Source organism: Yersinia similis, assembly GCF_001053095.1.
In the GTDB taxonomy this organism is placed as follows: domain Bacteria; phylum Pseudomonadota; class Gammaproteobacteria; order Enterobacterales; family Enterobacteriaceae; genus Yersinia; species Yersinia similis.
In genome coordinates, this window is sequence record NZ_CGBP01000004.1 from 115,557 (window position 1) to 136,691 (window position 21,135).

A 21,135-nucleotide genomic window follows, 5' to 3' on the forward strand; every position below is an offset into this window, starting at 1 on the left:
AAAAAACAACCTATTATTTAATCACAATGTTTTCTTGTGATGGATCGACATGCTGCATTTTCAGTTTTTCAATAGCGATACTTTCAACGCGACTGTGATCGCCTAATGCATTCTCTTCTAAAATCAGGTTGCGCCACTCAATATCCAGCGCATCCCTTTCTAATACCAACTGCTCACGCTCGGCGGTCAGTAAGCGAGTACGATGCGCCGTGGTCACGACGAGCACGGCAGAGACCAACACCGCGACCAGTAGGATTAACGGGATTTTGGCATTGCGGATAAGATCTGCCCCAATGACCCCGACTAAACCATGACGCTCGTTGCCTATCACTCACCGATCCTCTCAGCAAAACGTAATACCGAGCTGCGAGCGCGTGGGTTTTCGGAAATTTCCGCATCTCCTGGCATCATTTTGCCAACTGATTTCAGTGTGCGCCCCCCCATACTGCGCAGTTGTGCCTCCGTCAATGGCAAGCCCGCGGGAACCTGTGGCCCACGGCTATGGTGACGAATAAAGTTTTTCACAATACGATCTTCAAGGGAGTGGAAGCTGATCACTGACAAACGACCTTCAGGGGCCAGAACCTCGTGCGCGCCATCGAGTGCACGTTCGATCTCTTCCAATTCACTGTTAATGTAAATACGGATAGCCTGGAAGCTACGGGTGGCTGGATGTTTATGTTTATCCCGAAACGGACTGGCATTAGCGATCAGGTCAGCCAGCTCTTTGGTCCGTGTCATGGGCTGAGTGAGGTTACGCTCAACAATCGCCTTGGCCAAACGCTTGGCAAAGCGCTCTTCGCCGAAGGTTTTCAGCACCCAGGCAATGTCATCAGCGCTGGCTTTCATCAGCCACTCAGCGGCAGACAGACCACGGGAAGGGTCCATCCGCATATCCAGCGGCCCATCACGCATAAAAGAGAAGCCGCGTTCAGCATCATCAAGTTGTGGTGATGAAACGCCCAAATCCAGCAATACACCGTCTATACGACCGACTAAATCCAGATCCCGCACATAATGTGCTAAATCAGAAAAAGGACCATGTACGATAGAGAAACGGGGGTCGGTGATCAGTTTCGCCGCTTCGATAGCTTCTGGGTCACGATCAATTGCGATCAAGCGACCTTCTGACCCAAGTTGGGACAAAATCAAACGCGAATGGCCGCCGCGGCCAAAAGTGCCGTCAATGTAGATACCGTTATCACGGATATTCAGGCCCTTTACGGCCTCATCCAGCAATACACTGGTATGTTTGTAGTTGTTATCTACAATTTTGTTGTTGTCTACCATGCTTATAGCGATAAGTCCTGTAGCCGCTCAGACAAAGGTTCCTGAGTTGACTGTTCTGCGTCGATGTCATCCTTGACTTGTTGATACCAGGTCTGTTCATCCCACAGCTCAAATTTATTGAACTGCCCAACCAGCATCACTTCTTTGTTTAGCCCGGCGTGCTGACGCAGTGTCCCTGCAATCAGTAAGCGCCCTGCGCCGTCCATCTGACATTCACTGGCATGCCCTAACAGCAAACGCTGAACTCGACGTTCAGCAGGGTTCATGCTCGACAGACGCGATAACTTTTGTTCAATGACTTCCCATTCAGGCAGTGGGTAAAGCAACAGGCATGGCTGGTGAAGGTCTATGGTACAGACCATTTGGCCTTGCGATTCCTCATTCAGTGACTCCCGATAACGGGTAGGTACGGCAAGCCGCCCTTTACTGTCGAGGTTAACCATTGTTGCACCACGAAACATGACTGAGTTACCCCTTCACGACCCAATTCACCACTTTACCCCACAAATCCCCACATTTAAGAGTTTACGGATGGTATGAAAACCTTGTCAAGCCAGAGCCGATGCGGTTTAACAATATTTATGGGTTGTTTTTGCGATATATCCCATAGAAGAGGATATTTTAAGGGATGAAATAGAAAATAACGTCATGATAAACGGGCTATTTTTCCGCCATTAATTCTGGCTACTTAAATAAACAATAAATTGTCAATTAATTGTCTCATTATTTCCTTCTGCAAGGAAGGTCTCACTTTCAGCATGAAAATTACACTACTCGAAATGAAGCGAACTGAGTGCAAATCCTGTTAATACTGGCCTTCCCTAATGCGCATCCGCAGAAACTGACGCTCAAAACCACGCTTACAGAATAATACCCTTGCAGATTATCAGCATTACAGCGGCGTCATTTTACGTCAATTAGCCGCCGAGGGATTTATCTATTTTGAAATAAATTATTAGTGCATATTTTTTGTCACGATTGAAATATGAATCCCTTCAGACAGATAAATCTTAAATTAAAAAACAGGCTAAATATGTGTGTGTTTTATCTTCTTCTGTTTGCAGTTTGACTTAAACGGAGGGAAATACCCGCGTTCTTTATAAAAACAACAACCAACTGTTTTTTAAAGAAAATCTTATTCCCTGTTGTTTGAATCACCAAAAAAAGCACGTTTCCGTGCAGGATAAAGTATAAAAATCAGTCAAATGTTAAAAATAAAAATTTTACGCTAGTTATATTAGCCATGGCGGTAATGTAGACTACATTATCAGCAAAAATACAACATAATAATCCAAAATTTAAATGGCAATCAAAATATAAATCTTGATAATTATTTTGATGAAAGGCTTTTTGGCCGATTTATCTCCTAAGCATGGAGTTTATGACAATGTTTTCAACTGAGTCTCGTTTGCGTGGCGCTGTAGCCGATACCTTTGCGCTCGTCGTGTACTGTTTTGTCATCGGTATGATAATTGAAGTGATTATCTCGGGAATGACCTTTCAGCAATCGCTTTCTTCGCGCCTGGTCTCGATACCCGTCAATATTCTTATTGCCTGGCCTTATGGCATGTATCGGGATGCTTTTATACGTTTTGCCCACCACCATGCTGGCCAACGTTTTTGGGCACGTAATTTGGCTGATTTATTGGCTTATGTCAGTTTCCAATCACCGGTTTATGCCATGATTTTGTGGTCGGTTGGGGCTGATTTCGAGCAAATTATATCAGCGGTCGCCAGTAACACCTTGGTTTCTATGGTTATGGGGGTGGCTTATGGCTATTTTTTGGAATATTGTCGCCGGCTATTCCGCGTTGCAGGTTATGTTTGATATACCTATTCGTTATCTTTTATGGCATGGGCGCATGACTCCCCGGCCTATCATCAGTGTTTTAAGATCACGTTATCGGGGTTTGTCAGCGATCTGAATCAGGGCGGGAGCCCTGATTCGTTATAGTGAACTACTTACTTACGGCTTAGGCTTAGAGTGCCACGGCGGAATAAATTGCGGCGGATCCGCGTCAGCCCCGGTTTTGGCTTATGGGGTTCGTCCAGACTGGCCAATACCAGCTCCAGCACCCGTTCAGCAACATCACGGTGGCGCTGTGCCACTGCCAATACTGGGCATTCAAGGAAATCTAACAGCTCGTTATCACCAAAAGTCGCAATGGCCAGATTGCTGGGTAAGCGGCCACTTTGCTTTAGGGTGACATCCATAACACCCTGTAAAAGTTGGAATGACGTGGTAAACAGTGCCTGTGGCATTGGGTGCGTTTTCAGCCATTCAGCAAACAACACACCTGCGGCTTCGCGTTCATAGCTGTTGGCATATAGGTATTCCACTTTGCGCGGATCGTCCTTCCACGCTTCACGAAAGCCCATCTCACGCAGAAAACTGACCGACAGCTCAGGTAGCGCTCCCAGATAAAGCACCGATTCAGCCGGGAAGGAGCGCAGTTCTTGCGCTAACATCTGCGCATCTTCCTGATCCGCCCCGACCACACTGATAAAATGCTCACGATCAAGCGCCCGATCCAAGGCAATGATCGGGAATGGATCTTTGGCCCAACGCTGATAGAAAGGGTGTTCTGGCGGCAATGCCGTCGACACAATGATTGCATCAACCTGGCGCTGTAACAGGTGCTCAACGCAGCGCATTTCATTATCCGGCTGGTCTTCTGAACAGGCTATCAGCAACTGGTAACCGCGTTGCCGAGCCTGACGCTCCAGATAATTTGCAATACGGGTGTAGCTGGTATTTTCCAGGTCTGGGATCACCAAACCAATCGAGCGGGTTCTGCCCGCGCGCAAACCTGCCGCGACAGCATTCGGGTGATAGTTATGTTCCCTGACAACTGCCATAACTTTCTCTACTGTTTTATCGCTGACCCGGTACTGTTTCGCTTTGCCATTAATGACATAACTGGCCGTTGTGCGCGAAACGCCCGCAAGGCGCGCGATCTCATCCAGTTTCACGTTAACCCCTTATAAACCCAGTAAAGTGATGAAAAGCAGAGCGCTCTGCCGAGAGCCAGCATCCCTGTGCCTTTTCAGCCGAACTTATCAACCCTGAGGATGATAAGTGAACCTAAAAAATTTGCCTACCCAGAGTTATCAGCGTTGCAGCCAGACAGCAAGCAAACGATCCTGATGAACTGATTTAGATCAAATGATTTAAGTGAGCAAGAGCCACTAGCCAATAATCTGTCCTTCAGAACAATTTGATCTCCAAAACAATTTGATCTCCAGATAAGAAGGCTATAGACATAGTTTAACTATGGATATAACCCATTATAGATCTAACCGCAGAACACACTATTGAGCAACCGCTTTAACGGTTATATAACGCTACTTAGGTTAAAAATAAGAAAAAAGCTCAACGCCATGCGCTGAGCCTGATAATTAGAACGTAATCAGCATTAATTAACGCATGATTTTGTCACCACGCGATACGCCGACAATCCCGGAGCGAGCAACTTCCACTATTTCAGCAACTTCTCGCACCGCATTCAAAAATGCATCCAGCTTCTCGCTGGTACCCGCTAATTGAACGGTATAGAGCGTTGCGGTCACATCCACAATTTGCCCACGGAAGATTTCTGCACAACGCTTCACTTCTTCACGCCCATAGCCACTGGCTTGCAACTTCACCAACATGATTTCGCGCTCAACATGTGAGCCAGCAACCAACTCACTGACACGTAAGACGTCCACCAGCTTGTGCAACTGTTTTTCAATCTGCTCCAGAACCTTGGCATCACCCACGGTCTGGATGGTCATTCGGGAAAGCGTTGGGTCATCGGTTGGTGCGACCGTCAGGCTTTCGATGTTATAGCCACGCTGAGAAAACAGCCCCACAACCCGTGAGAGTGCACCTGACTCATTTTCCAGCAGTACTGATAAAATCCGACGGCGCATAATTAAGTCCTCTCCGTTTTGCTTAGCCACATTTCGTCCATGCCACCACCACGAATCTGCATCGGGTAAACATGTTCTGTTTCATCGACAGTCACATCCACAAAGACCAAACGATTGGTTTCGGATAATTGTGTCAGTGCGTCTGCCAGCTTACTTTCCAGCTCATCCGGCGTATTAATAGCCACACCAATATGACCATAGGCTTCAGCCAATTTGACAAAATCAGGCAACGAATCCATATACGACTGAGAGTGACGGCCTGAGTAAATCATGTCCTGCCATTGTTTCACCATCCCCAGATAGCGGTTATTCAGATTTAACACCAACACGGGCAAGTTATATTGCAGTGCGGTCGATAACTCCTGGATATTCATCTGGATACTGCCATCACCGGTCACACAAACGACGGTTTCATTAGGTAAAGCCAATTTAACCCCAAGCGCCGCTGGCAAGCCAAAGCCCATCGTGCCCAAGCCACCGGAGTTAATCCAACGACGTGGCTTATCAAAGGGATAGTAAAGGGCCGCAAACATCTGATGTTGACCCACATCAGAGGTAACGTAAGCATCGCCTTTAGTCAGGCGATGTAAGGCTTCAATCACCGCCTGTGGCTTGATTTTTCCACTGTCTTTGTTGTACCCCAAGCAATTACGGGCGCGCCATTGTTCAATGGATTGCCACCAATCGCGCAAGCTATCAAAATCTTGTGTGCAACCGACCTGCGACAACAAATCTAGCATTTGTGTCAGTACTTGTTTGGCATCACCCACTATCGGGATATCGGCTGTGACCGTCTTCGAGATCGATGTCGGATCGATATCAATGTGTAGCACCGTGGCATCAGGGCAATATTTCGCCAAATTATTGGTGGTTCGATCGTCAAAACGGACTCCGACGGCAAAAATCAGATCCGTATTGTGCATGGCCATGTTGGCTTCAAAGGTGCCATGCATCCCCAACATGCCGACACTTTGGCGATGCGTACCAGGGAAACTACCTAACCCCATCAGAGAGCTGGTTACCGGTAAGTTCAGTTTCTCTGCCAATATCAGTAATTCTTTATGGCAAGCAGCGTTAATCGCACCACCACCGACATACATAATGGGCCGTTTAGCCGCCATAATCGTTTGCAGTGCGCGTTTAATCTGTCCACGGTGGCCTTGCACCGTAGGATTATAGGAGCGCAAACTGACTTGCTCTGGATAGGCATAAGGCATTTTTATTGCCGGGCCGACAATGTCTTTTGGCAAATCGATAACCACCGGGCCGGGACGGCCAGTGGATGCCAGATAGAAGGCTTTTTTCAACACCATCGGGATGTCTTCTGTGCGCTTAACCAAGAAGCTATGTTTGACCACTGGGCGGGAGATCCCCACCATGTCACATTCTTGGAAGGCATCAAAACCAATCAATGAGCTTGGCACTTGGCCTGAAAGCACCACCATTGGTACTGAATCCATATAGGCGGTCGCAATACCGGTAATTGCATTGGTTGCACCAGGACCAGACGTGACCAGTACAACACCGACCTCGCCCGTTGCCCGTGCATAACCATCGGCCATGTGAACCGCACCTTGTTCATGGCGCACCAGCACGTGATCGATGCCTCCGACCGTGTGCAGGGCATCGTAAATATCAAGTACGGCCCCGCCGGGATAACCGAATACATGCTTAACGCCCTGATCGATTAACGATCGGACCACCATCTCGGCTCCTGACAACATCTCCATGGGTTTTGCCTCCGGGCTTAGTTTGCTCATTGGATAACGGGAGTTCATTTCCACAATATCCTGTAGTAAAGGCACAACGCCTCTTTATTCTTATTCGTGGCTTCTTACTTGTTGAGCGTTTTTAACGTAACGAATTTATTAACATAACGTCAGAATTTCTGGCAGGCAAACAGCAATTCTCCGCACTAAAGATAATTATATTGGTCACTCTCTGAACTTACGCCGATTAAAGGAACAATTCACCAATAAACAAGTTAAAACCGGCTTATAACGTCGAATCAGTGAATAACTATGGAACTAAATCAGGCTAATAATTTTCATACATTGGACTCAGTAAAATGATGAGGGTTACACAGAAATAGGTAGGCTAACGGCTAAACACAGCAGAATGGTCAGAAAGACGGCAGCAACCAGAGTGAGACTTAACACTGGTCGCTCTTGGAGAGAATGGTGAACAAATTAATCGCTATACATCAAGTCAATTTCATTCTGATAGCGCTGAAGAATTATTTTCCGCCGCAACTTCATCGTAGGCGTTAACTCACCGGTTTCCATAGTGAACGCCTTAGGTAACAGCGTAAACCGTTTAACTTGCTCAAACAGTGCCAGCTCTTTTTGTATCTCTTTCAGCCGTTGCTCAAACAAGTTAACAATGTGGCTATGGCGCAATAGCTCCAACCGATCGTGGTATTTCAAATTGATGGAACGGGCATACTCTTCCAGCGATTCAAAACTTGGGACAATCAACGCCGATACAAACTTGCGGGTATCCGCAATAATCGCTACCTGCTCGATAAAACGATCCTGTCCGAGTGTGCCTTCAATCATTTGCGGGGCAATATATTTACCCCCTGATGTTTTCATCAAGTCTTTCAGACGTTCGGTAATAAATAGATGACCCTGAGCATCCAGAGCACCCGCATCCCCCGTCTTAAGCCATCCATCCTCAGTGAAGGTTTCTAGCGTCTCTTGTGGCTTATTGAAATAGCCACGCATCACGATAGGCCCACGCACCTGAATTTCATTCTCCGCCCCTAAGCGGACATCAATACCCGGTAATGGCTTGCCGATAGAACCAAAGCGGAAGTTTTGCTCTTCCCAACAAGAAACCGTGGCACAGGTTTCAGTCATGCCATAACCGTATTTAATATTGACCCCAATCGCCTGGAAAAACAGGATGATATTGTCATCTAACCGTGCGCCAGCCGCGGGTAGGAAACGTACCCGCCCCCCTAGCACACCGCGTAATTTGCTCAATACTAAACGATCTGCCAGTTTGTACATCTGCTCTGAGAACCAAGGTAATGGCTGCTCCTGCTGCAAACGTTTAAATTTACGTTCACCGCACCCCACCGCCCAGTGGAATAGCACGCGTCGATGCCACTTTGCCAAGGCGACTTTGTCATTAATCGCGCTGAATACTTTCTCGTAGAAGCGAGGCACCGCACACATCACCGTCGGTTTCACTACCTGCATAGCGGAGCGCACCCAATCCGTATTACAGATATAAACGTTCTGAGCACCGGTATGCATCACATAGAAACTCCATGCCCTTTCAAAAACATGAGATAACGGTAAGAAACTGAGGGACACATCTTGTGGTGTGAGGGTTAACCGCTGATCATGCAAGTAGAGTTGCGCTGCCATATTACGGTAATCCAACATCACGCCTTTTGGCTCTCCCGTGGTACCCGATGTATAAATCAGCGTAAACAGATCGTCTAAATCACAGCCTTCAATGCGCGTAGTTAACAGGTGCTGTTGCACGGTATCGGGTTGCTGCTCAAAGTCAGCCAAGTGCTGGGCGTACTCACAGCCACGTAGGTCCACCGAAGGATTCAATACAATGATATGGGCCAGTTGCGGACAGAGAGGTTGCAGCGTAATGGCAACATCAAATTGGGATTGCTCGCCGACAAACAAAATCCGCACATCAGCATCATTGACGATATATGCTGCCTGAGTGGCGGTATTGGTGGCATACAAGGGAACACTGACGCCACGTAGCTGTAAAATAGCCAGATCGACAAGTGACCACGCCATACTGTTATTAGCAAAGATACCAATGCGCTCTTGTATTGCAGCCCCCAAAGAGAGCAATGCAGTAGAAATCCGAGTGACATGCTCGTCAATTTGCTGCCAGTTGAGCTGCTTTTCACCCTCTGGTGACCATTCACGAAAGGCTATCTGCTCTGAGCGGTCACTGACTTGCTGACGCAACCTACGTACCAGGTGATATTGATGTAATTTATGAATCATAAAGAATTACCGCTCGCTGGTGAAATATTCATTAAAGTGTACTGTAAGATTTGTACGACAACATTCAGCGTACAGGTGTTCACTTTTTTTTCGCGCAGTCTACTCACTCTGTGCGCTATGGCAAATAATATTCAGCTTGGAGATGTGGTTTTGATGAAAAACACAACGGTCTGGGCGATAGATTAGAGGGCGTCACCGTCATTGCATTGAACTGTACGAGCTGCCATGTGCAATATGAGTTGTTGTGTACGATATCAGTTTCGATAAACAGTATGCATTGCCGTGAGCGATGCGATTTTTTGAGACAGAAAGATGAGATACGGTTAGGGAATGATTGCCTGCTGCCAATAACAAGATGATCTCAGCAGCAGGACTTAATGATCAGAACTTAATAATAAATAATTAAACGGGTGTACTAAATTGCCCGAGTAACGCTTTCATCCATTGATGGCCTTTATCTCTATCCGTAGATTCATGCCATGTGAGATAACAGGCGCGCGAAGTATTTTCCCAAGGTAATGAAATTAATTTTAGATTCAGCGCCTCGCTGTATTTTTTAACCAACCAGCGGGGGGCAATAGCCACAAAATAAGTCTGAGAAACAATATTCAGCACACTGTTCATATCAGTACTTTCATAAGCAATAGATTGGGTACTGGCTGTCGAGTCGTAATAAGGCTCACTGAATGACCCTTTTTTATCTAATGACACAACAGCGTGAGATTCGGAAAGGAGTTGATTTTCAGTAATTGAATCATTAATACGTGGGTGATCTTTAGAAACGGCCAGCACTAATTCATCTTTAAATAAAGGGATGCGATGAAAATCTGGGCGGTCGAACTCGGTATAGCCGATGACAAACTCGGTCTCCTGATAACGTAGCTGATGCTCAATGTTGTCATTAAGATAAGATTTGATGACCAGTTGAACATTAGGTGCTGATTGTTTTACCCGCTGAACAATCTGAGCCGCCAGCCGAACATCTAACGGGCTACAAATCGACAGATTAAACAGCCGTTCACTGTTTTTCGCTTCAAACCCTGCACCTGGTAACTCATTTTGTACTAACTGCAATGCCTGGCGTACCGGCCCGAAGAGCTGACGGGCTCTGGCTGTAGGCTGAATACCACGACCATAACGGACAAAGAGCTCATCATTGAACATGACTTTCAAACGGGCAACAGCATTACTTACAGCAGGCTGGGACATACCAAGAGACTGTGCCGCACGTGTCACATTTTGCATTTGCATCACAGCATCGAAAACAGTCAACAAATTTAGGTCGACACTTCTTAAATGGACATCAATAGATTCTTTTTTAGTTGCTTGACTGTTAGTTACTAAGTTGTATTCAGACATGCTTAACTCCACTAAGCTTTATGCAGATGGCGCGATTAATAAAAGGACTTCTCTGATATTGACATACCCTTATTCTTCAACGTTTCAGCGTTGCTCGTGCCGCTCACTCACGTGAGTTAGCGCATCGAAATTCGCTCATTTTTTCTTGCTGTAACACCAATGGCTATGGGTAGACGCTGTTGCAATATCCTTAATCTCTTACTATTAATAACACCAATGTTCTCTTGTATTACCGTTGTAGGGTAAATTTGAGTTTCATCCTTGTATAAATGTGAGATACGGTTCACACCTAATGCATTCTGTTGTCAGTAAGTCTCCATAAAAAACACATAAACAAAAAACCTATACAAAGTCATTTATATAGTCATCACAACCAATTTATATTGGCAATATAAATATTTTAATTATAATCACCAATAATAAAATCAACGAGATGATCACATCACAAAATGAGATGATTGACAACTATGCCATTAATAAATAATAAATTCATCAATTAAAACTTATCATTTCTTAATTTTACGCAGAAACTCATTGAATAACTAAAAGTACTTCATTTGATTTAATTATAATTAATTTATTTAGTCAAAAAATATCAAGGCGATAAATACACAACTCATATAAAATATGTTATTCATCCTTAAAAATTATCACGAAATAAAATGAATAAAGAGTCATGTTTTACATAGATCAACTTATCTTATACATCTCAACACTGCCCTATCACTCTCATTAACCCATAAAAAAATCGAATCGAATATGAAAAATCATCAGCATTCATGTTGGGCAGGGCGATAAGTAGCCTAATAAAAAAACAGGAAGCACAATAACCCAGATAATGGTAATTATGCCAAATAATAAAAAAACAATGAGCGTTTTTTGCAGAATAAAGTTCTTATAATGGGGTTGTTTTAGATTTTAATCCTAATTCAAAGAAGTTTAAATCGGCCCAACCAGTTGAAGTCGCCATTTTAAACAATTGTTGACACAAACATAGAATTCACGTATCAATTTAGGCAACGCAATATTTTAACTGATGAGAAGCTGAAATTTATGTTCTACTCAACCCGTCTACTAAGCCTACTACTTAACGCATCTCTCTTGCGCGGTATGTTGGTGGACGGAAATCAGAACTGATTCAGTCATCAAGATTAACAAGCCCGCGCAAATGCGCGGGTTTTTTTTTATCCGCTGAGCGCAGATGTAAACAAAGGAACAACCCATGAGCCAACAAGTCATTATTTTCGATACAACATTGCGCGACGGCGAACAAGCATTGCAAGCCAGCCTGAGTGTGAAAGAGAAGCTGCAAATCGCGCTGGCATTGGAAAGAATGGGGGTTGATATCATGGAGGTGGGTTTCCCTGTCTCCTCCCCTGGTGATTTTGAGTCGGTTCGCACTATCGCTCAGCAAGTGAAAAATAGCCGGGTTTGCGCCTTGGCACGTTGTGTGGATAAAGATATTGATGTCGCGGCGGAGGCATTGCGAATTGCGGAAGCTTTCCGTATTCATGTGTTTTTAGCGACCTCAACATTGCATATCGAGTCCAAGTTAAAGCGTTCGTTTGACGATGTACTGGCGATGGCGGTCCACTCAGTGAAACGCGCTCGCAACTATACTGATGACGTCGAGTTTTCTTGTGAAGATGCAGGCCGCACTCCAATTGATAACTTATGCCGTGTCGTCGAGGCCGCGATTACGGCCGGTGCCACCACGATCAATATCCCGGATACCGTCGGTTACACCACTCCTTATCAATTTGGTGGCATCATCACTGAGTTGTATGAACGTGTTCCCAATATTGATAAAGCCATTATCTCTGTTCATTGCCATGATGACTTGGGCATGTCCGTTGCCAACTCCATTACCGCAGTACAAGCCGGGGCGCGTCAGGTCGAAGGGACCATCAACGGCTTAGGTGAACGTGCGGGCAACTGTTCATTGGAAGAGGTGATCATGGCCATTAAAGTACGCCATGAAATGTTGGGCGTGCACACCAATATCAATCATCAGGAAATTTACCGTACCAGCCAGTTGGTCAGTAAAATTTGCAATATGCCTATTCCTGGCAATAAAGCCATTGTTGGCAGTAATGCATTCGCTCACTCTTCCGGTATTCATCAGGATGGTGTCCTGAAAAATCGTGAAAACTACGAAATCATGACCCCGGAATCCATCGGTCTGAAAGAAGTCCAATTGAACCTGACATCCCGCTCAGGTCGTGCGGCAGTGAAGCACCGGATGGAAGAGATGGGTTATCAGGATAAAGATTACAATTTAGACTCTTTGTACGATGCCTTCTTGAAATTAGCCGATAAAAAAGGTCAGGTCTTTGACTACGATTTGGAAGCATTGGCCTTCATTAATAAGCAGCAGGAAGAGCCTGAATATTATCGTTTGGACTATTTCAGCGTCCAGTCAGGTTCCAGTGTCATGGCGACTGCCTCAGTAAAATTGGTCTGTGGTGAAGAAATAAAATCAGAAGCAGCCACCGGTAACGGCCCGGTTGATGCGGTGTATCAGGCCATCAATCGCATTACCGACTACCCAATTGAACTGGTGAAATATGAACTGTCTGCCAAAGGCCAGGGCAAAGACGCATTGGGTCAGGTTGATATCGTGGTTGACCACAAGGGCCGTCGCTTCCATGGTGTGGGTTTGGCAACTGACATTGTTGAGTCATCCGCTAAGGCGTTGGTTCACGTATTAAATAACATCTGGCGCGCCCATCAGGTAGAAAAAGAGAAGCTGCGTCTGCAACAAAATAATCAGGAAATGGTGTGAACATGACGAAGACTTATCATATTGCGGTGTTGCCCGGCGACGGTATTGGCCCTGAAGTAATGGCTCAGGCAAGTAAAGTATTGGATGCGGTGCGTCAGCGCTTCGGCATCAAGATTTCAACCAGTGTTTATGATGTTGGTGGTGCCGCCATTGACCGTCATGGTAGCCCATTACCGGCAGCAACGGTCACTGGGTGTGAACAGGCTGATGCCATTTTATTTGGCTCCGTGGGCGGCCCCAAATGGGAACACCTGCCCCCAGCAGAACAACCTGAGCGTGGCGCATTGTTGCCTTTGCGTAAACATTTTAAATTATTCAGCAACTTGCGCCCTGCCCGTTTGTATCAAGGATTGGAGGATTTCTGTCCGTTGCGCAGTGATATCGCTGCCAGAGGTTTTGATATCCTGTGTGTCCGTGAATTAACTGGCGGTATCTATTTCGGTCAGCCGAAAGGCCGGGAAGGCCAAGGCATGCACGAGCGAGCCTTTGACACCGAAGTTTATCATCGCTTCGAAATTGAACGTATCGCCCGTATTGCTTTCGAATCAGCCCGCAAACGTCGTAGTAAAGTGACGTCCATTGATAAAGCCAACGTGTTGCAAAGCTCAATCTTGTGGCGTGAAGTGGTCAACGGGATTGCGGCGGATTACCCGGATGTTGCGTTGTCCCATATGTACATTGATAACGCCACCATGCAGTTAATCAAAGATCCTTCCCAATTTGATGTGTTGCTGTGCTCTAACTTGTTTGGCGATATCTTGTCCGATGAGTGTGCCATGATCACCGGCTCCATGGGCATGTTGCCATCAGCCAGTTTGAATGAACAAGGTTTTGGTTTATATGAACCCGCAGGTGGTTCCGCACCGGATATCGCGGGTAAGAACATTGCCAACCCTATCGCTCAGATCCTGTCATTAACTCTGCTGCTGCGTTTTAGCTTAGGTAAAGATGACGCCGCTGACGCCATTGAGCGTGCGATCAATCAGGCATTGGAACAAGGCTATCGCACTGCAGATTTAGCCGGGGATGGTAACGCAATCGGCACTCACGAAATGGGCGATATCATCGCTAAATTCGTGGTTGAGGGGGTATAAAATGGGCACAACGTCATCTCAAAGCAAAACGTTATACCAAAAATTGTACGATGCGCACATTGTGCATGAAGCACCAAATGAAACCCCGTTGCTGTATATCGACCGCCATTTAGTGCATGAGGTCACCTCACCGCAAGCCTTTGATGGTTTGCGTGCCATGGGCCGCCCGGTGCGTCAACCGGGTAAGACTTTCGCTACCATGGATCACAACGTTTCTACCCAAACAAAAGACATTAACGCCAGTGGTGAAATGGCCCGTATCCAGATGCAGGAGTTAATTAAAAACTGCGCTGAATTCGGTGTCTCATTATATGACCTGAACCACCCTTTCCAAGGGATAGTGCATGTTATTGGCCCTGAACAAGGCATGACGTTACCGGGCATGACCATCGTGTGTGGTGACTCACATACCGCCACTCACGGCGCATTTGGCTCCTTGGCTTTTGGTATCGGCACCTCAGAAGTTGAGCATGTTTTGGCAACCCAAACCCTGAAGCAGGGGCGAGCCAAAACCATGAAAATCGAAGTGAATGGCACGGTCGGCGCGGGCATAACAGCCAAAGATATCGTGCTGGCTATTATCGGTAAAACCGGTAGCGCAGGCGGAACTGGTCATGTAGTGGAGTTCTGTGGCAGCGCGATTGAAGCGTTGAGCATGGAAGGCCGGATGACATTATGTAACATGGCAATCGAAATGGGGGCTAAAGCGGGTTTGGTTGCCCCCGATGACACTACCTTTGCCTATCTGAAAGGCCGTCAGTTCGCCCCAACTGGCGAGCAATGGGAACAAGGTGTTACCTACTGGCGTACCCTGAAATCTGATGCTGATGCCCAATTCGATACCATCGTGACACTGGATGCCGCAGATATCGCGCCACAAGTGACGTGGGGAACCAATCCGGGTCAGGTCATTGCGGTTAATCAAATCATCCCTGCCCCTGAGTCTTTCAGCGATCCGGTCGAACGTGCATCAGCAGAAAAAGCTTTGGCTTATATGGACTTGCGCCCCGGCATTAAGTTGACTGAAGTGGCGATAGATAAAGTTTTTATCGGCTCTTGCACTAACTCACGCATTGAAGATTTACGTGCGGCAGCGGCTATTGCCCAAGGGCGTAAAGTCGCCAAGGGCGTGCAAGCTATCGTGGTGCCAGGCTCCGGCCCGGTGAAAGCGCAGGCAGAAGCGGAAGGTTTGGATAAGATCTTTATCGCCGCAGGTTTTGAGTGGCGTCTGCCCGGTTGCTCTATGTGTCTGGCCATGAATAATGACCGTCTGGAGCCAGGTGAACGTTGTGCCTCCACCAGCAACCGTAATTTTGAAGGCCGTCAGGGCCGTGGGGGGCGCACACATTTAGTCAGCCCGGCAATGGCCGCTGCCGCTGCCGTCAGTGGCCACTTTGCTGATGTTCGCGAATTATCCACCGCCACCCACTAACCGGAGACACCACCATGGCAAAATTTATTCAACACATTGGTTTGGTTGCGCCGTTAGATGCAGCAAACGTCGATACCGACGCGATTATCCCTAAGCAGTTTTTGCAGAAAGTGACTCGCACTGGCTTTGGTCAACACCTGTTTAACGACTGGCGTTTTCTGGATGATGCCGGCCAGGTACCGAATCCTGACTTTGTCCTGAACCAGCCACGCTATCAGGGTGCAACTATTTTGTTAGCCCGTGAGAATTTTGGCTGTGGCTCCTCACGTGAACATGCACCATGGGCGCTGACGGATTTTGGTTTTAAAGTGGTTATCGCCCCGAGTTTTGCTGATATTTTTTATGGTAACTCGTTTAATAACCAATTATTACCAGTGACATTAAGCGAAGCGGATGTTAATACCTTATTCAAATTGGTGAAAGATAATGAAGGTATTGAGTTTGTGGTTGATCTGGAACAGCAAATGGTTAATGCCGGTGGTAAAAGCTATGCTTTCGAAATCGATCCTTTCCGCCGCCATTGTATGATTAATGGGTTGGATAGCATTGGCTTAACGTTGCAGCATGAGCACAATATTTCAGCATACGAAAAACAACAGCCTGAATTTCTACGTTAAATAACCTTTAAGGCTAGCAGAACTAAAATGTCAGCCTATTTAGTGAATATATCGTTATTGTTAGTAGTGAATGGATTGTTAGTAGTGAATGGATTGTTAGTGGAATAGATTGTTAAGTAAAATGGATTGTTGGTGCCGGGTCGTACCGGCCCAACAAGTAACACGTTTAACTCATCCTACAGCCAGCTTACCCCCCCGCCGCTTCTGGCGCTAAGCAGGGGCAAACAGCTAAGCTGCTCTGACCTAAACTGCTCTCATCTAAGCTTCTCTCACTTTGGCACAAATGATCAACGCCAGAATAACCAGCACCATCGCAGCGACATAAACCGCATTATGTCCCCATGTTTCGGTCAATACGCCTTGCAGTACCCCGGCCAAAATCACCCCACTAGAAATACTGTTGGTAAATAACGTGGTTGCAGCACCTGCCCGGCCTGGCATGAGATCCTGAAAATAGAGCATACCGATACCAGCGACGATGCCGATAAAGATGGCATTAAAAATCTGCAATAGCATCAGCGCGGTTTTGAATTTAAACAGCACCAACCCGGTATAAAACAGCACCCCCGCCATCACAGCAAACAGCATTATTTTACGTTTACCAAAACGCCTAACCGAGTAACCCGCCAGCAACATGATAGGAATTTCTAGCCCGGCGGCGGTCCCCATTAACAAGCCAGCCAACCGTTCAGGCAGCCCTAAATTAGCGGTAATATAGAGCGGCATATCAATGATGTACATGGTATTACACGTCCACATCAGCATCGAGGCAATGAACAGCAGTAAGACATTTTTATCGGCGAACAAACTGCCTTGTGCCACCACGGGAGCATCGGCTACTGGTTCAGGCCGTTTAACCGACGGTAGGATAAACCAGACCATCAGCGCACTAATGACAAAAATACCGGCGGCAATGCTAAACATCAGCGTAAAGCCATAATTCAGCGCTAACATAAATGACAGCGGTGGCCCGATAACCCAAGCCAATGATAATTGCGCACGCATAATCGAGCTGAACATCACCACTTCACGCGCAGAGTTATCAGCATATTCCCGCGCCAAGGCGAAAATTTGCGGCATCGCGGTATTCGCCACCGAGGCCATCAGAACACCTAAGGTGATCAAGGTCAGATAATCACGATTAAAGGCGAATAGCAGGCAATTTCCAACCGCCATCAGATAGCAGACCAGAATTAATTTACGCCGATCCCCACCCAGATCTGAGCGTTTGGCCAGTAAGAAACTTACGGTGATACCGGCAATGGCATTCACGGTATAAAACAATCCGACCCACAGCGGACGCACTTTTAACTCGGTGCTTAAAAACAGGCTTAATGTCGGGGCTTGCAACGCACCCGCGATGCCGGAAAGAAAAGCCACCACAAAGAAAGCGAGGAAAACCGGGTTGATACGACGGGAAAAGGCTCGTGCAGATCTCATTCCAGGCTCCAGCGCCAGAAAAAGCTATTATTAGCATAATCATAATGGTGCCCTATGCTACAGAAGCTCTTATACATAAAGAAGTGATATAGGCTTTTATATATAAATCATTGGCGTTACACATGGGGCAGCCAGCAAACGACAAATTGGTTCAACCATTTTGAACAGCGCTTGCGCTGGNCCGCAGGGTGAGACTCTGATGAGGCTCATAATCCCGATGAGGCTATTTATTTTAAGGTCAACAACCAGTAAGTGATTCGGGTGAGTGCGCACAGCTAACAACCCTGCAGCGTCAAGGCCGAAGGGGAAAGAGAAAAAAGCCAGCAGAAAAACCTACTGGCTGGTGAAAAACACCATTACTCAGAATTTGTTGGGTATTCGGTAGGACAGGGGGCAACTCATTACTTTCGGCTGTGACTGCATAGACATTGTCACGATAACCCGCTTTTCTTGGGGGTTAGTATCTGCGTAATATAGGGAAAGAAAAACTGATGAGATTTCCCAAGGAGTTCCTCTTTTATGTCTACTTCGCGCCTGCAACAACAATTTATTCGTCTCTGGCAACGCTATAACGGCCAGTCAACGGAAACCACATTGCAGGCGCTGGCAGAGGTACTTAATTGTTCACGCCGCTATGTACGTTCTCTGCTGGGCAAGATGCAACAAGCGGGCTGGCTCGACTGGCAGGCTGAAGCTGGCCGAGGAAAACGCTCACAATTGATCTTCTTGCGTTCCGGGCTAGCGTTGCAACAACAACGGGCTGAAGAGTTGCTCGAGCAGGATCATATTGATCAGTTAGTCCAGTTGGTCGGCGATAAAAAAGCGGTACGCCAAATGTTGCTATCCCAGTTGGGACGTAGCTTCCGGCAAGGAAAACATATTCTGCGGGTGCTCTATTACCGCCCATTCGAGAACTTATTACCCGGCACGGCCCTACGCCGATCTGAAACCCATATGGTGCGGCAAATTTTTAACGGGCTGACACGGATAAATGAGGAAAATGGGGAACTCGAACCAGACTTATCTCATCACTGGCAAGCTATCACTCCCTTACATTGGCGCTTTTATTTGCGACCAGCCATTCATTTCCACCATGGACGAGAACTGGAAATGAGTGATGTGATTAGCAGCCTGACCCGCCTGATCCCCCAGCCCCTGTTTTCTCATATTACGGAGGTGCGTTCACCGACACCTTATGTGATTGATGTTTATCTCCGTTCGCCAGATCACTGGTTGCCATGGCTACTGGGCAGCGTTCACGCGATGATTTTGCCGCAAGAGTGGGAAACTCAGCCCGATTTTCACCGGCAGCCTATTGGTACCGGCCCCTATTCCGTGATCCGCAATCATCACAGCCAGTTGAAAATTCAGGCATTCGATAACTATTTTGGTTTCCGAGCACTGATTGACGAGGTCAATATCTGGGTGCTCCCAGAACTCTCAGAAGAATTGGTGTATTCCGGGGTACAATTGCAAGCCGACGATACCGGTAAAAATAAGCTGGAGAGCCGTTTAGAGGAAGGTTGCTACTTCTTACTGTTCGACCAGCGCTCCCCTCAGGCCTGCACCCCGGAAATCCGCCGTTGGTTATGTGAGTTGATCACACCGATAGCGCTACTCAGCCACGCAGACCCCTTTTATCAACGTTATTGGTCACCGGCCTATGGCATGTTACCACGCTGGCACCATAACCGACTGACCACTCAAGAGCCAAAACCCGAAGAGCTGACCGAGCTAACACTGACGTTTTACAGCGAACATTCAGAGTTTGATGCCATCAGCCAGACACTCACAAAATTATTGGCCGCTCAGGGCGTGATGTTAAAGATACAGGTCTTGGACTACACCCGCTGGTATCAGGGGGATGCACAAAGCGATATCTGGCTCGGCAGTGCTAACTTTTACTTGCCACTGGAGTTCTCACTATTTTCCACCCTCTATGAATTGCCACTGCTACAACATTGTCTGAACGAAGAACTGCATCAAGATATTGAATCCTGGCGTAATAACACTTTACTCATGGCCGATTGGTGCCAACGACTGGTAAGCCAGCATCAATTCCATCCGCTATTTCATCATTGGTTAGAATTATACGGTCAACACAGTATGCGGGGAGTGCGTATGAATACACTCGGCTGGTTTGATTTTAAATCCGCATGGTTTACCCCACCAGAGGCATAGGGCGGCGTTGACTTACACTGCGCTCCCCCTGAATTTATTATACAAACGGGCTGCACTACCCCCTTTCAATAACTCCATTTATGAGATGTATTTAAATACTCTCATTTTTTATTGTAAAATTTTTTATATGCGATGATGAACCGGTGATTCAGGGGTTAACAGAGGCAGCAGAACGCTATCCGCGATACGGCTTTAAGAAGCTGTTTCAGATACTGCGCAGGCAGAGTCAACGCTGGAGCCATAAACGAGTTCACCGAATTTATTGTCTGCTGAAATTAAATTTTCGTCGGAAGGGAAAACAACGCCTGCCGGTGCGTAATCCGGCATCACTGGCAACGCCGGAGCAGCTGAATCAGAGCTGGTCGATTGATTTTATGCATGATGCACTGGTCTGTGGCAGACGATTCAGGACGTTCAATGTCGTGGATGACTTTAACCACGAAGCTCTGGCTATTGAAATTGACCTGAATATTCCGGCACAACGGGTTGTGTGTGCTGGACAGGAACGTGGCAAATCGTAGGTATTCGCTGAAAATGCGGATGAATAATGGTCCTGGTACGCGAACTGGCACAGCGTGTGCTGCAACACGGAGACGCACTTATGACCATCGCACAGCAGCTCGAACAGAAAGGTATCGAGAAGGGCATTCAGCTTGGTCGACAGGAAGGTAAACTCGAAGTAGCGCACAGTTTGCTAAAAATGGGAATGTTGCGCGAATCGGCACAAGAAGCGACCGGCCTTTCCGAAGACGATTTGGCGCAAATCCACCATTAAGTATTTTAACAGCTAGCGCTCGCTAGCTGTCAGACTGCTGACAAACCCCGATGACTCAATCTTGAACGGTGAGGATAGGCAGAGGAGTAAAGCGTCCGCGCCAGGGAGGGCGCGGCTCGAGCCCCCAGGGAAGGCTATTTTTATACAGGGAAGCCGGCGTCTTTACGATCTGCCTGTTCTCTCCGTTGCAAGCACTTTGTCAATAACCTCACAGCCAGCGCTCGCTAGCTGTTCTCTTTATACACGTATCTGGCAATG

General features: G+C 46.9%; 15 protein-coding genes and 2 pseudogenes. 8 read left to right on the forward strand and 9 right to left on the reverse strand.

The genetic code is table 11. The features are described from left to right. Window positions 1–13 precede the first annotated feature (13 nt). From ftsL to mraZ, 3 genes are read right to left on the reverse strand one after another with little or no spacing between them, the layout of a single operon-like run. Window positions 14–331: a cell division protein FtsL gene (gene ftsL / locus AC971_RS04855; RefSeq protein WP_025382588.1), complete on the reverse strand. Its 318-nt coding sequence runs from the start codon at window positions 329–331 to the stop codon at window positions 14–16. Beyond that, on the reverse strand, window positions 328–1,290 hold the full coding sequence (gene rsmH / locus AC971_RS04860) for a 16S rRNA (cytosine(1402)-N(4))-methyltransferase RsmH (protein WP_025382587.1): 963 nt from the start codon (window positions 1,288–1,290) through the stop codon (window positions 328–330). The genes ftsL and rsmH overlap by 4 nt, the downstream gene beginning before the upstream one ends. A 2-nt stretch (window positions 1,291–1,292) precedes the next feature. After that, window positions 1,293–1,751, reverse strand: a complete 459-nt coding sequence (gene mraZ, locus AC971_RS04865) for a division/cell wall cluster transcriptional repressor MraZ (RefSeq protein ID WP_025382586.1) — start codon at window positions 1,749–1,751, stop codon at window positions 1,293–1,295. Between the two features lie 926 nt (window positions 1,752–2,677). On the opposite strand from mraZ, the gene AC971_RS04870 reads away from it, so the two are divergent. Further along, entirely contained in the window at window positions 2,678–3,118 is a 441-nt protein-coding gene (locus AC971_RS04870) for an L-alanine exporter AlaE (protein WP_025382585.1), read from the forward strand. A gap of 134 nt (window positions 3,119–3,252) precedes the next feature. On the opposite strand, the gene cra is transcribed toward AC971_RS04870, so the two are convergent. From cra to leuO, 5 genes are all read right to left on the reverse strand, one after another. After that, window positions 3,253–4,263, reverse strand: coding sequence for a catabolite repressor/activator (gene cra / locus AC971_RS04875; RefSeq protein WP_025382584.1), 1,011 nt, complete (start codon window positions 4,261–4,263; stop codon window positions 3,253–3,255). Between the two features lie 447 nt (window positions 4,264–4,710). Next, complete coding sequence (gene ilvN, locus AC971_RS04880) at window positions 4,711–5,205, reverse strand: acetolactate synthase small subunit (protein WP_025382583.1); 495 nt, start codon at window positions 5,203–5,205, stop codon at window positions 4,711–4,713. Between the two features lie 2 nt (window positions 5,206–5,207). Further along, entirely contained in the window at window positions 5,208–6,935 is a 1,728-nt protein-coding gene (gene ilvI / locus AC971_RS04885; RefSeq protein WP_025382582.1) for an acetolactate synthase 3 large subunit, read from the reverse strand. A gap of 459 nt (window positions 6,936–7,394) precedes the next feature. After that, a complete protein-coding gene (locus tag AC971_RS04890) occupies window positions 7,395–9,194 on the reverse strand; it encodes an AMP-dependent synthetase/ligase (protein ID WP_025382581.1) in 1,800 nt (599 codons plus the stop codon). A gap of 402 nt (window positions 9,195–9,596) precedes the next feature. Further along, complete coding sequence (leuO, locus tag AC971_RS04900) at window positions 9,597–10,553, reverse strand: transcriptional regulator LeuO (protein WP_025382579.1); 957 nt, start codon at window positions 10,551–10,553, stop codon at window positions 9,597–9,599. Window positions 10,554–11,775: 1,222 nt separating this feature from the next. Here leuO and leuA point away from each other — a divergent pair. Genes leuA through leuD form a run of 4 tightly spaced genes read left to right on the forward strand, consistent with a single transcriptional unit; the run spans window position 11,776 to window position 16,481 of the window. Beyond that, on the forward strand, window positions 11,776–13,338 hold the full coding sequence (leuA, locus tag AC971_RS04905) for a 2-isopropylmalate synthase (RefSeq protein WP_025382578.1): 1,563 nt from the start codon (window positions 11,776–11,778) through the stop codon (window positions 13,336–13,338). 2 nt (window positions 13,339–13,340) lie between these two features. Then, window positions 13,341–14,432: a 3-isopropylmalate dehydrogenase gene (leuB, locus tag AC971_RS04910; protein WP_025382577.1), complete on the forward strand. Its 1,092-nt coding sequence runs from the start codon at window positions 13,341–13,343 to the stop codon at window positions 14,430–14,432. A 1-nt stretch (window position 14,433) separates the two neighbouring features. Beyond that, on the forward strand, window positions 14,434–15,864 hold the full coding sequence (gene leuC, locus AC971_RS04915) for a 3-isopropylmalate dehydratase large subunit (protein WP_025382576.1): 1,431 nt from the start codon (window positions 14,434–14,436) through the stop codon (window positions 15,862–15,864). A 14-nt stretch (window positions 15,865–15,878) separates the two neighbouring features. Continuing rightward, complete coding sequence (gene leuD, locus AC971_RS04920; RefSeq protein WP_025382575.1) at window positions 15,879–16,481, forward strand: 3-isopropylmalate dehydratase small subunit; 603 nt, start codon at window positions 15,879–15,881, stop codon at window positions 16,479–16,481. A 258-nt stretch (window positions 16,482–16,739) separates the two neighbouring features. Here the strand turns inward: leuD and AC971_RS04925 are convergent, their stop codons facing one another. Beyond that, a complete protein-coding gene (locus AC971_RS04925) occupies window positions 16,740–17,921 on the reverse strand; it encodes a sugar efflux transporter (protein ID WP_025382574.1) in 1,182 nt (393 codons plus the stop codon). A gap of 519 nt (window positions 17,922–18,440) precedes the next feature. Between AC971_RS04925 and sgrR the strand changes: the two genes are divergently transcribed. From sgrR to AC971_RS22705, 3 genes and pseudogenes are all read left to right on the forward strand, one after another. Continuing rightward, window positions 18,441–20,102 carry an HTH-type transcriptional regulator SgrR gene (sgrR, locus tag AC971_RS04930; protein WP_025382573.1) on the forward strand — a complete coding sequence of 554 codons (1,662 nt, stop codon included), beginning with the start codon at window positions 18,441–18,443 and terminating at the stop codon, window positions 20,100–20,102. Between the two features lie 134 nt (window positions 20,103–20,236). After that, window positions 20,237–20,657 (forward strand): annotated as a pseudogene (locus AC971_RS04935) (DDE-type integrase/transposase/recombinase); the annotation flags it as partial. Between the two features lies 1 nt (window position 20,658). Next, window positions 20,659–20,877: pseudogene (locus AC971_RS22705) on the forward strand (Rpn family recombination-promoting nuclease/putative transposase); the annotation flags it as partial. Window positions 20,878–21,135: the final 258 nt, after the last annotated feature.